Consider the following 11,940-nt stretch of genomic DNA (forward strand, 5'->3'; position numbering starts at 1 on the left):
GCCGGTAGACGACGACGACCCCGACGAACGCGCCGCCCTGGTCTTCGGCGAGGCGGCCGTGGACGCGATCGCCGACGCCGACGGCATCCACGCCACCGGCAACGGCGCGGGCGATCACGGTGGTCCGGAGTACCCCACGGTGGACGACGACGCGTGGATCATCTTCACCTCGGGCTCCACCGGTACCCCCAAGGGCGTGGCCGTCAGCCACCGCAACGCAGCCGCCTTCGTCGACGCCGAGGCGCGGATGTTCTTGCAGGACAACCCGATCGGCCCTGGCGACCGGGTCCTCGCGGGGCTCTCGGTCGCGTTCGACGCATCGTGCGAAGAGATGTGGCTGGCCTGGCGTAACGGGGCCTGCCTGGTGCCTGCGCCCCGGTCACTGGTCCGCAGCGGCATGGATCTCGGCCCGTGGCTGGTGCAGCGCGACATCACCGTCGTCTCGACCGTCCCGACCCTCGCGTCGCTGTGGCCGCCGGAAGCCCTCGAAGCCGTCCGGCTGCTGATCTTCGGCGGCGAGGCCTGCCCGCCCGAACTGGCCGAACGACTCGCCGTCGGCGACCGCGAAGTATGGAACACCTACGGCCCCACCGAGGCCACCGTGGTGGCCTGCGCTGCACCGCTCACCGGCACGCCGCCCGTCCGGATCGGGCTACCGCTGGCCGGGTGGGATCTCGCCGTCGTCGGGCCCGACGACAACCCGGTCGCCGAAGGTGAGGTCGGTGAACTGATCATCGGCGGCGTCGGACTCGCCCGGTACCTCGATCCCGCCAAGGACGCCGAAAAGTACGCTCCCATGCCGACGCTCGGCTGGGAGCGCGCCTACCGCAGCGGCGACCTCGTCCGCCTCGATCCCGCCGGTCTGGTGTTCATGGGACGGGCCGACGATCAGGTCAAGGTGGGCGGTCGGCGCATCGAACTCGGAGAAATCGACAATGCGCTGCAACATCTTCCGGGAGTGTCAGGCGCGGCCGCGGCGGTCCGGCGGTCGGCGGCCGGCAACAGTCTCCTCGTCGGGTACCTGGTGTCCGCGGACCCCGACTTCGATCTGAAACGAGCACGCGACGAACTCGCCCGGGCGTTGCCCGCCGCGATGGTGCCGAGACTGGCCGTCGTCGACGAATTGCCCACGCGCACATCGGGAAAGGTCGACCGCGACGCTCTGCCCTGGCCGCTGCCCGGCGCACCCGCCGACGAGGCCGCACCCGCACTCGACGAACACACGGCATGGCTGGCGCAGTGCTGGACCGACGTCCTCGGCGTGACCATCACCCACCCCGACGCCGACTTCTTCGCCGAGGGCGGCGGCTCGCTGTCTGCCGCGCAACTCGTCACGGCCGTGCGCGCCCGCTACCCCGACATCACGGTCGCCGATCTCTACGACCACCCGCGGCTGGGTTCGATGTCGGAGATGCTGGCCGCGCGCCGGCCGGCCACGGTCGTCGTCGAACGCGACGTCACGCCGACCCCGCGCAGCACCGGTGTGGCCCAGATCCTGCTGTCGGTCCCGCTCACCACCCTCACCGGCCTGCAGTGGGCCACCTGGCTGGGCGTCGTCAACAACGTGGCGATCCTCGTCACCGACAGTGTCGACCGTTCGGTGCCCTGGCTGATCGAGGTCAACTGGTGGGTGCTGCTGGCGGCCTTCCTGATCTTCATCACCCCGCCGGGCCGGATGCTGATCGCGGCGGCCGGCGCGCGCCTGCTGCTCTCCGGGGTGGGACCGGGCAACTACCCACGCGGCAGTGGCGTGCATCTGCGGCTCTGGGTCGCCGAACGCCTGCTCGACGCCAGCGGCGCGGCCAACCTGTCGGGAGCGCCGTGGATGATCTACCTGGCGCGCGCGCTCGGCGCCCAGATCGGGCGGGGCGTCGACCTGCACACGATCCCGCCCGTGACCGGGTTGCTGACCGTAGGCGAAGGTGCATCGGTGGAACCCGAGGTGGACCTGTCGGGCTGGTGGATCGACGGCGACGTGGTCCACATCGGTGGGATCGAGATCAAACGCGGTGCATCCATCGGCGCCCGTTCGACCCTGATGCCCGGCTCGGTGGTCGGACGCGACGCCGAGGTCGAGCCCGGTTCAGCCGTGTTCGGCCGGGTCAAGGCGCGACAGCAGTGGGCGGGCTCCCCGGCCGTCAAGGTCGGCAAGGCCGATCATCCGTGGCCCGACCATCGCCCCGAACGCAGTCCGTTCTGGGTACCCGTCTACGGGCTGTCGTCGCTGGTGCTGGCCGCCATCCCGCTGATCTCGCTGGGCGCCGGTCTGGCGGTGATCGGTACGTGGGCGCTGCACGCGGACCGATTGCGTGACGTCGGACGTCGGGCACTGATCCTCCTGCCCGCCGCCACCCTGACGAGTCTCCTGGTGTTCGCCGTCATCACCGTCGTCCTGGTGCGCCTCCTCTCGCTGCGGCTGGAGAAGGGCTACTACCCGGTGCGGTCGAGGGTCGGCTGGCAGGTGTGGATGACCGAGCGGCTCCTGGACTCGGCCCGCACCTACCTGTTCCCGCTGTACGCGAGCCTGCTGACCCCGGGCTGGTTCCGACTCCTCGGGGCCAAGGTGGGCACCGGCACCGAGATCTCCACGGCACTGGTGCTGCCCAAGTTCACGACGATCAGCGACGGCGCGTTCCTCGCCGACGACACCATGGTCGCGTCGTACGAGTTGGGCGGCGGCTGGCTGCACATCGACGAGGCGAAGATCGGCAAACGCTCGTTCCTCGGCAACTCCGGCATGACCGCACCCGGCCGCAAGGTACCCAAGAACGGTCTCGTCGCGGTGCTCTCGGCCACCCCCGACCGCGCCAAGTCGGGGTCGAGCTGGCTGGGCAGTCCCCCCGTCCGGCTGCGTCGTACCGCTGCCGAGACCGACACCTCACGCACCTTCGATCCGCCGATGCGGCTGAAGGTGGCGCGCGCAGTGATCGAGACGCTGCGGCTGGTGCCGGTGATGGTGTCCTTCGGACTCGGCATCTTCATGCTGCTCGGACTGCAGTACATCGCAAACCAGTCGCACTACGGGATCGCCGCGCTGGTGTCGGGGCTGATCCTGCTCGTCGCCGGCATGTGTGCCTGCTGCATCGCGGCCTGCGCCAAATGGCTGGTCGTCGGGCGTATCACCGTCAGCGAGCACCCGCTGTGGAGTTCGTTCGTGTGGCGCAACGAGTTGTCGGACGCCTTTGTGGAGACGGTTGCCGCGCCGTGGTTCGCCAACGCCGCCACCGGAACCCCGATCCTCAACCTGTGGCTGCGGATGCTCGGTGCGCACATCGGGCGGGGAGTCTGGTGCGAGACCTACTGGCTGCCCGAGGCCGACCTGGTCAGCCTCGGCGACGGCGCAACGGTCCAACGCGGCTGCGTGGTGCAGACCCACCTGTTCCACGACCGCGTGATGGCCATCGACCGCGTCGTCCTGGAAGCCGGTGCGACGCTGGGTCCGCACTGCGTCGCGCTACCGGCGTCCGGCCTCGGCGAATCGGCGACCGTCGGACCCGCGTCGCTGGTGATGCGAGGCGACGTGGTGCCTGCCCACACCCGCTGGCAGGGCAACCCGATCGCACCGTGGGATGGGGACTGAGCGCTGCGGGTGTCGGGTCAGGGAGCGGGTGCGGCGTCGACCTTCTTCGGCAGGGTCAGAAGGGTGACGACGCTGATGATCATCAGCATGATTCCGGCGATCCAGGTCAGGACGAAGAGCGAGGCCTGCGACGCCACGATCATCACGATGCCGGCGAGGATCGCGATGACGCCGGACAGCACCAGGAACCAGGTGGGTGCGTGTCCCGATTTCGAGACGGCGCCGTACAGATCCGCCGCGCCCTGGAAGATCCAGCCGATGCCGATGAAGAGCGCCAGGAGCCAGATGGCATCTTCGGGGCTGAACAGCGCGAAGATCCCGGCCAGCAGCACGATCACGCCCATGATGCCGAGCAGGAACCGAATTCCGCCACTGAGGAATGTCGCGGCGAATGCCTGGTAGATGCGGAAGATGCCCGCGATGATCAGCGAGATCGCGAACAGGATCGCGACCGTCAGGACGGCGGCGGGCGTCCAGATGACGGCGATGAGGCCGAGCACGATGCCGATGATGGCGGTCACGATCATCGCGGTGCGCACGGCGCCGATGAGTTCGTCGGGGAATTGTTTGGTGTAGACGGCGAAGGTCATGGCGGAGAGATTATCCCGTGCAGACGCCGGAGGGCGGTGAATTCTTGCCCAACTCGCCTGGGACCGCCCGAGAAGGGTGAGAAGGCGACCGGGTAGGAACTATGTGTGGTCACCATCGCATTCTTCGAACGCCGCGACTCCGCTGCGCATCCCGACGTCGAACTCCTGCATCCGACGCGCTTCTCCCGCAGCCTGTGGGCGCCCGGCACGCTGAACGGTCCGGCCGTGTGCGCGATCGCCGCGCGGCATACCGAGAAGGCACACGGCGAGGAAGGTTTTCGGCCGGCGCGGTTCACGATCGACCTTTTCAAGGCGGCACGTGAACAACCGACGACCACTCGTGGCCGACTCCTCCGCTCCGGTGGCCGGATCCGGGTCGCGGAGGTCGAGGTGGTCCAGTTCGCTACCGAAGACACCCTCGACGACGGGGTCGTCGTCGCACGCGGCACCACGGTGTTCCTCAAGGAGTCGGCCAATCCGCCCGGCGACCGCTGGGTGCGGCCCGACGATGCGGTGACCTTCACCCCACCCGACGTGTCCGACGACGACTACTTCCCCCGGTTCTCCTCGGATGGCCCTGGCACACCGGTCGGTCCGTGGAACTCCGACATGGCCACCCACCAGGACGGATATCGCAAACGTCTGTGGTCGCGGGCGGCGCCGGCCGTAGCGGGCGAGCCGCTGACCCCGTTTCAGCAGGCGGTGATCAGTGCCGAGTCGACCAGCCTGGTCTGCAACTGGGGAACCACCGGCATCGGGTTCATCAACTGCGACCTCACCGTCGCCCTGGCTCGGCTGCCCGAGGGGCCGCGGGTGGGCGTGGAGGCCGACGCGCACGTCGAGAACGACGGCATCTCGGTCAGCACTTCCGGGCTCTATGACCGAAACGGGATGATCGGCACCGCGACGGTCACCGCGGTGAACAATGCCGCGGCCGAGATCGACTTCACCACCGCGAACAGCTCTGGACGCTACCGAGACGCGTGAGAAATCGGACATTTCGGTACCGGAAGTCGTATCGCCGCGCGCGCACCACACCGCGGCCTTGATATGGTCTCGCCATGAAACGGAGCCTCGCCCGACTGCGCGTGGGATTGGCCGTGACCGGCCTGGCCACAGCCATGACGCTCGGACTCAGCGTGAACCCCCAGGTCGCGTCGGCCGCCAATGCCGCTGGTCCGGCATCGATCGTGTCCCGCCTGACCGGCCCATTCGCCCAGAACGACACCATCGGCCGATACAACATCTTCGGCACCGACCTGGGCATCATGTGGGACAACGGGCACGGCGAGATCCTCACCGCCTTCGGTGACACCCAGTCGATCAACGGCTGGTCGTGGCTGTACGGGCAGATGTTCTACTGGCGCTCCAATGTTCTGCTGCGCAGCAACGACCGCTACCTCGCCGACGGCATGACCTTCACCGGACATTCGGGTCCGCCCGGACATGCCAAGCGCCTCCTCAAGCCGAACGTGCGCAAGGAGATCACCATCATCCCGACCGCGGGCATCGCGGCGAACGGCGCGCAGTACATGACGGTGATGTCGGTGAAGAACTGGGGCAGCCCCGGAAACTGGCTGACCAACTGGTCGGCGCTGGTGAAATCCACCGACAACGGTCGTAACTGGAAGCCGGTCAACGCCTTCCGGCCCAACGGCGGCGGCAACAAGAAGTTCCAGATGGGCGCCTTCCTGAAGGTCGGCAAGACGCTGTACTACTACGGCACTCCCGACGGCCGGTGGGGTTCGGTGTACCTCGCCCGCGTCGAGGAATCCGATATCGAGAAGCTCGGCCGCTGGGAGTACCTCTCCTACGGAAAGTGGCTGCGCAACAACCCGGATGCGGCGACCCCGATCATGGCCCGTCCGAACGGCGAACTGTCCGTCGCATGGAACGACTACCTCGGCAAGTACATCTCGCTGGCACAGGGCGATCTCGGCGTGAAACTGCGGACCGCCGACCGGCCGGAAGGGCCATGGTCCTCCGGCGAACTGGTCATCCCGAGCGCCGACCCCTACACCGGTTACGCGCCCTACATCCACCCGTGGTCCAAGGGCAGCACGCTGTACTTCACCTACTCGATCTCGCTGGGCTACCAGGTGTACCTCATGCGCCTGCCACTCAAGAAGTAGGCGAGGCGAACTACGACGACGCTGGGCTCCCGGAAGAATCCGGGAGCCCAGCGTCGTTCTGTCGTCAGGCGAGGCCGAGCATCCGCCTCATCTGTGCGATCTCCCGCTGCTGCGCTGATTTGATCTGCGCCGCAAGAGTTTTCGACGCAGGATCGGAGCCCTCGCGGAGTTCGGTGTCCGCCATGGCGACGGCACCCTCGTGGTGGCGGATCATGGCCTGCAACCACAATCGGTCGAACTGCTCGCCCGACGCGGTGCGCATCGCCGACATCTCGGCGGCCGACATCATGCCGGGCATTGCCTGGTGACCTCCGTGTCCGGCGTGATCACCCGTGGGCGGCTCGACGCCCCAGGACCGCAGACGCGCAGTCATCTGGTCGATCTCTGGCTGCTGCGCGCCTTTGATCGCGGTCGCCAGAGCGATCAGTTCGGCGTTGCCGGTCCGACCGGTCACGAGATCAGCCATGTCGAGGGCCTGTTCGTGGTGCGGGATCATCCCGGTCGTGAATCGGACGTCGGCGTCGTTGTGCGGCGCCGCCTGCGAGACGGCCGTCGAACTCGACGGCCCGGCCGGCGAACCGGAGTTCGCGCAGCCGGCGACTCCGAACGCGACGGTCGCGGCCAGTGCCGCTGCGAGCACAGCGCTGCGATGAGATAGGTGATGCATGGTCGAACTTCCTTACGAGACAAGTGTTTCTGCTGATTTCGGGCATGACTGATTTCGGGCATGACAAAGTGACCGGAGTACATCCGGTCGTTTCGTGATGCTCAGCAGCGAATCACCTGGAGCTCGAGATGCGTGCGTATCGCCCACGGGGGTGGTCTGCCGAGGACGTGGACCGCCGGGAATCCGCGTCGACACAGACCGGCGGCGAGCAGGAACGCCCAGACGAGCAACACCAGGACCACGACCGGCGGATCCGCGTCGTCGGCCCGGACGAAACTGCAGGGGTGACCGTGTGCGTCGCAGTGGTCCCCTGGCCCCATCGAATCGTCCGCGCTCGACACCACTGCGGTGAGAGTCGGTACGCCTGGGGTCGGGGTATGCGGGGCCGGTGTGTTTGGGGTCTGTGTGTTTGGGGTCTGGGCATGCGCGGTGTGGTCGACGTGCGTAGGTGACACCGCGTGGGACCCGCGCCCGTGATCCGCACACACCGCCACGACCACGTGCATGAGAGGGATGGCGACGACCAGCGCTATGAGAACGACGGGCCAGGCCCGCGGGAGGTGTCGTCGCACGGTCGTGATGCTACGCACTACGACGTCGCGGCGACCTTGTCGGCCGCGGACTCGTCGTCGGAGGCACGGGCCGCTTCCTCGGCGAGTCGCTTCTGCCGGGGTATCAGCCAGGTCCGGTCGGCCACGCGATACGCCACGATCACGATGGCGGCCAGGCCCCAGCCGAGCAGGATGTCGAAGACGTAGTGCTCGGCGGTGTAGACCAGCGCGAAGGCCATGGCGAGCGGGTAGGCCATGAACAGCACTTTTCCGAGTGCCTTGACGCGCGGCCACATGAACAGGGCCAACAGCATGCTCAATCCCGCGTGCAGCGACGGTATCGCCGCGACCAGGTTCGACTTGCCCTGTCCGACCTCGACCAGGCTCGACGCCACGGCGATGCCGAGGAAGTCCCACCCACGCGACGAGATCCGCTCGACGTACGGATTGGCCCCCTCGTGTGTCGGCTCCACGTCGCCGAGCAGGTTGTCCTCGACCGGACCGGCCAGTTGGTACATGCAGGGCGGGTCGTGCGGATGGTCGACGACGTCGGCCGCCGTGCACTTCGCCGCCGCCCACGGTGGAGCCGCGGGCACCAGCGTGTAGCCGATCAGCGCGAGGAACGATGTCGCGATGAAGCACGCGGCGTAGCGCCGCCAGGCCATGCGGTCCCGGAGCCACAGCACCCCGGCCACCGCGTACGGGATGACGAAGAACGACATGTAGACGATGCTGACCACGACCTCCCACCATGGCGCGGTGGGTTCCTTCAGATGCGTCTGCAACCACACGGTGGGGTTGACCCCGAACATCCACTGGTCGACGTCGACAGCCAGGTGCCACTGCACCGGCATGTCGATGGCCTGCGCGAAGTTGCGGACCAGGTCGTAGAGGATCAGGATCAGCGCGAACGGCAGCCAGTCGATGATCACGGTGATCGCCTTGCGCCGGCCGATACATCCGGCCAGCAGACCAAGGCACATCAGGATGATCAGGCTGGTCCGATCGATGGCGAGCCCCTCCAGCAGGAATTCGCCGATCAGCAGGATCACCCACGCACCGATCGCGATCCGTCGGACCACGGTCAGGTCACGTCGCTTCTCCGGCTCGGCCTCCATCTCGGCGGCGGCGGCGAAATCATCGAGGATCGGTTCCAGGCCAGGGATCGGTTCGGGTGCCGAAGAATCTGGGGTAGGGGGATCTGCTCGAGACTCACCGACTGTGTCGTCCACACTCACCGAAGAAGTTCCTGCCCGTCACACCCCGCGGGGCACCCACCCTCGTAACCTGCCGTCAGTCTAGTGGCCATCGGGGGTTCGTCGAGGGGCCACCTGTCGGCTGCGTGTCCGATTCTCGTTCTTCCATGCCCGGACGCGTGTTGTGCGTCACACTGGCTGCAGTGGTCGACGCCGTTGAAGCAGGAGGTCAGGTGCCCAATCGGTATCTGCGCTATGGAGATCAGCGCTACATCATCACCAAGGAGGCCGAAGCCCGGCTGAACCGCACACTCGAGTCGGTGTACGGCACCGGAAGCCGTGGTCACGAATGGCTGAACCTCTACCACGACAGTCCGGCCCCCTGCCGGCTGCTGATCGCGCCGGGCGTCCCGATCACCATCGAGACCGAACCCTGTCCCGGGGACTGACTATCGTCTGATTCATGCGCATTGGAGCACACCTTCGCGAGGACGCAGACCCGCTGGCCACCGCCGAGGAACTCGGGATAGACGTCTTCCAGATGTTCGTCACCGATCCGCAGAGCTGGAAGAAGCCCGAACCCAATCCGCGTGCTGCGGACATCCGCGATTCCGACGTCGACGTCGTGGTGCATTCGAGCTATCAGATCAACGTCGCGAGCCTCAACAACCGCTTGCGGATGCCGTCCCGCAAGGCGGTCGAGCAGCAGGCCGCTGCGGCCGCCGAACTCGGCGCGTTCGGACTCGTCGTGCACGGTGGTCACCTGCGCGACGGTGAGGCTTCGGCCGAGGGATTCGCCAACTGGCGCAAGCTCTTCGACCGCCAGGCCGACAAAGGCGGGTTCGGTGTGCCGATTCTGATCGAGAACACCGCGGGCGGCGACCACGCGATGGCGCGCACCCTCGAATCGATCGACCGGCTCTGGGAGGCGGTGGGTGACTTCGACGCCGCGGGCTTCTGCCTGGACACCTGCCACGCGTGGGCCGGCGGCGAGGACCTCGTCGGACTCGTCGAGCGGGTCAAGGCGATCACCGGACGCATCGATCTCGTCCACCTCAACAACTCGCGCGACGAGTTCGACTCGGGACGCGACCGGCACGCCAACCTCGAGTCCGGTCACATCGATCCGGACGTCCTGGCGGCGGTGGCCAAGGCCGCCGACGCCCCGGTGATCCTGGAGACCCCCGCCGAGGGAATCCCCGCCGACCTGGCCTATCTGCGCGACGCGCTCTGACGCTTGCAAAAGTAAGCACCTTCACAGCCAGACGAGTTGTCGGCAACGCTACTCGGGCGTAAACTGAGGTTACCGACGAGTAACTTATGCGTTCGTCGATCTCAGACTTGCCCACCGAGCCAGCCAGATAGGAACACCATGGGCCATTACAAGAGCAACATGCGCGACCTCCAGTTCAACCTCTTCGAGGTCTTCGAACTCGACAAGGTCCTCGAGTCGGGCGAGTTCGGCGATCTCGATCACGAGACTGCTGTCGACATGCTGCGCGAGGTCAAGGCCCTGGCCGAGGGACCCATCGCGGAATCCTTCGTCGACGCCGACCGCAACCCGCCGGTCTTCGACCCCGAGACCCACTCCGTGACGATCCCGGAGGGCTTCACCAAGTCCTACAACGCCCTCGTCGAGGGTGGCTGGGACAAGATCGGCATCGCCGAGGAACTCGGCGGCCTGCCTGCTCCGCGTTCGCTCTACTGGGCGATCGGCGAGATGATCCTGGGCGCCAACCCGCCGATCTTCATGTATGCAGCGGGTTCGGGTTTCGCCAACATCTTCTTCAACAACGGCACCGACGAGCAGAAGAAGTGGGCTGCGATCTGCTCCGAGCGCGGCTGGGGCGCCACCATGGTCCTCACCGAGCCCGACGCAGGTTCCGACGTGGGCGCCGGCCGCACCAAGGCCACGCAGCAGGAAGACGGCTCCTGGCACATCGACGGCGTGAAGCGTTTCATCACCTCCGCCGACCAGGACATGACCGAGAACATCTTCCACCTCGTCCTGGCCCGCCCCGAGGGTGCCGGCCCCGGCACCAAGGGCCTGTCACTGTTCTTCGTTCCCAAGTTCCACTTCGACCCGGAGACCGGTGAACTCGGCGAGCGCAACGGCGCATTCGTCACCAACGTCGAGCACAAGATGGGCATCAAGGCGTCGGCCACCTGTGAGGTCACCTTTGGCCAGCACGGCGTCCCGGCCAAGGGCTGGCTCGTCGGCGAGGTCCACAAGGGCATCGCGCAGATGTTCGAGGTCATCGAGCACGCGCGAATGATGGTGGGCACCAAGGCCATCTCGACTCTGTCGACCGGTTATCTCAACGCACTCGACTACGCCAAGGAGCGCGTGCAGGGTGCCGACCTGACCCAGATGACCGACAAGGCCGCGCCGCGCGTGACCATCACCCATCACCCGGATGTGCGTCGTTCGCTGATGACCCAGAAGGCCTACGCCGAGGGTCTGCGTGCCGTGTACCTGTACACCGCGTCGCATCAGGATGCCGTTGCGGCAGAGATCGTCTCCGGCGCGGACGCGTCGATGGCACACCGCGTCAACGACCTGCTCCTCCCGATCGTGAAGGGCGTCGGCTCCGAGCGGGCCTACGCCAACCTCGGTCACGAGTCGCTCCAGACGCTCGGTGGTTCGGGCTTCCTGCAGGATTACCCGATCGAGCAGTACATCCGCGACTCCAAGATCGACTCGCTCTACGAAGGCACCACCGCGATCCAGGCGCAGGACTTCTTCTTCCGCAAGATCATCCGCGACAAGGGCCAGGCGCTCGCACACGTCGCCGGACAGATCCAGTCGTTCATCGAGTCAGAGGCCGGCAACGGCCGCCTGAAGGCGGAACGTCAGCTGCTGAAGACCGCACTCGAGGACGTGCAGGCCATGGCCGCGTCGCTGACCACCAATCTCATGGCGGCACAGGAAGATCCGAAGGAGCTCTACAAGGTCGGGCTGGGTTCGGTCCGCTTCCTGATGAGCGTCGGCGACCTCCTCATCGGCTGGCTGCTGCTCAAGCAGGCGCAGGTCGCACTCGCCAAGCTCGACGCCGGCGCGGCGGGCGACGAGAAGTCGTTCTACGACGGCAAGGTTGCGGTCGCCACGTTCTTCGCCAAGAACATGCTGCCGCTGCTCACCTCGGTGCGCGTCACCGTGGAGAACGTCGACAACGAGATCATGGAGCTCGACGAAGCCGCGTTCTGAGTTCCGTTACACCTGA

General features: G+C 66.9%; 10 protein-coding genes. 6 read left to right on the forward strand and 4 right to left on the reverse strand.

Features of this window, described 5'->3' with window-relative positions; genetic code table 11:
• The coding region (locus ABZW74_RS17360) for a Pls/PosA family non-ribosomal peptide synthetase (protein WP_355277898.1) at window positions 1-3,580 on the forward strand (3,580 nt) is incomplete at its 5' end.
• A gap of 17 nt (window positions 3,581-3,597) precedes the next feature.
• Here the strand turns inward: ABZW74_RS17360 and ABZW74_RS17365 are convergent.
• On the reverse strand, window positions 3,598-4,170 hold the full coding sequence (locus ABZW74_RS17365; RefSeq protein WP_355277900.1) for a DUF308 domain-containing protein: 573 nt from the start codon (window positions 4,168-4,170) through the stop codon (window positions 3,598-3,600).
• Between the two features lie 105 nt (window positions 4,171-4,275).
• On the opposite strand from ABZW74_RS17365, the gene ABZW74_RS17370 reads away from it, so the two are divergent.
• Together ABZW74_RS17370 and ABZW74_RS17375 are read left to right on the forward strand one after the other, a co-directional pair.
• On the forward strand, window positions 4,276-5,157 hold the full coding sequence (locus tag ABZW74_RS17370; protein WP_355277902.1) for an acyl-CoA thioesterase domain-containing protein: 882 nt from the start codon (window positions 4,276-4,278) through the stop codon (window positions 5,155-5,157).
• Between the two features lie 74 nt (window positions 5,158-5,231).
• A complete protein-coding gene (locus ABZW74_RS17375; protein WP_240860594.1) occupies window positions 5,232-6,302 on the forward strand; it encodes a DUF4185 domain-containing protein in 1,071 nt (356 codons plus the stop codon).
• 64 nt (window positions 6,303-6,366) lie between these two features.
• On the opposite strand, the gene ABZW74_RS17380 is transcribed toward ABZW74_RS17375, so the two are convergent.
• From ABZW74_RS17380 to ABZW74_RS17390, 3 genes are all read right to left on the reverse strand, one after another.
• Window positions 6,367-6,969, reverse strand: coding sequence for a DUF305 domain-containing protein (locus tag ABZW74_RS17380; RefSeq protein WP_240860593.1), 603 nt, complete (start codon window positions 6,967-6,969; stop codon window positions 6,367-6,369).
• 101 nt (window positions 6,970-7,070) lie between these two features.
• Entirely contained in the window at window positions 7,071-7,313 is a 243-nt protein-coding gene (locus ABZW74_RS17385; RefSeq protein WP_240860591.1) for a hypothetical protein, read from the reverse strand.
• A gap of 245 nt (window positions 7,314-7,558) precedes the next feature.
• A complete protein-coding gene (locus tag ABZW74_RS17390) occupies window positions 7,559-8,758 on the reverse strand; it encodes a phosphatase PAP2 family protein (protein ID WP_355277906.1) in 1,200 nt (399 codons plus the stop codon).
• Window positions 8,759-8,949: 191 nt separating this feature from the next.
• Here ABZW74_RS17390 and ABZW74_RS17395 point away from each other — a divergent pair, with 191 nt between their 5' ends.
• The 3 genes from ABZW74_RS17395 to ABZW74_RS17405 all read left to right on the forward strand — a co-directional run bounded on the left by ABZW74_RS17395 (window position 8,950) and on the right by ABZW74_RS17405 (window position 11,924).
• On the forward strand, window positions 8,950-9,165 hold the full coding sequence (locus ABZW74_RS17395; protein WP_240860587.1) for a hypothetical protein: 216 nt from the start codon (window positions 8,950-8,952) through the stop codon (window positions 9,163-9,165).
• Window positions 9,166-9,179: 14 nt separating this feature from the next.
• Window positions 9,180-9,950 (forward strand): deoxyribonuclease IV, encoded by a 771-nt coding sequence (locus ABZW74_RS17400; protein ID WP_240860585.1) that lies wholly within the window; start codon window positions 9,180-9,182, stop codon window positions 9,948-9,950.
• Between the two features lie 138 nt (window positions 9,951-10,088).
• A complete protein-coding gene (locus tag ABZW74_RS17405) occupies window positions 10,089-11,924 on the forward strand; it encodes an acyl-CoA dehydrogenase (protein WP_240860583.1) in 1,836 nt (611 codons plus the stop codon).
• The last annotated feature ends 16 nt before the right edge of the window (window positions 11,925-11,940 follow it).

The sequence above is a fragment of the Gordonia sp. NPDC003585 genome, from assembly GCF_040610755.1.
Lineage (GTDB): Bacteria > Actinomycetota > Actinomycetes > Mycobacteriales > Mycobacteriaceae > Gordonia.

Coding starts and splice junctions, on each gene's coding strand:
- ABZW74_RS17375 (WP_240860594.1), top strand. CDS start 5,232: ATGAAACGGAGCCTCGCCCGACTGCGCGTGGGATTGGCCGTGACCGGC.
- ABZW74_RS17400 (WP_240860585.1), top strand. CDS start 9,180: ATGCGCATTGGAGCACACCTTCGCGAGGACGCAGACCCGCTGGCCACC.
- ABZW74_RS17365 (WP_355277900.1), bottom strand. CDS start 4,170: ATGACCTTCGCCGTCTACACCAAACAATTCCCCGACGAACTCATCGGC.
- ABZW74_RS17405 (WP_240860583.1), top strand. CDS start 10,089: ATGGGCCATTACAAGAGCAACATGCGCGACCTCCAGTTCAACCTCTTC.
- ABZW74_RS17380 (WP_240860593.1), bottom strand. CDS start 6,969: ATGCATCACCTATCTCATCGCAGCGCTGTGCTCGCAGCGGCACTGGCC.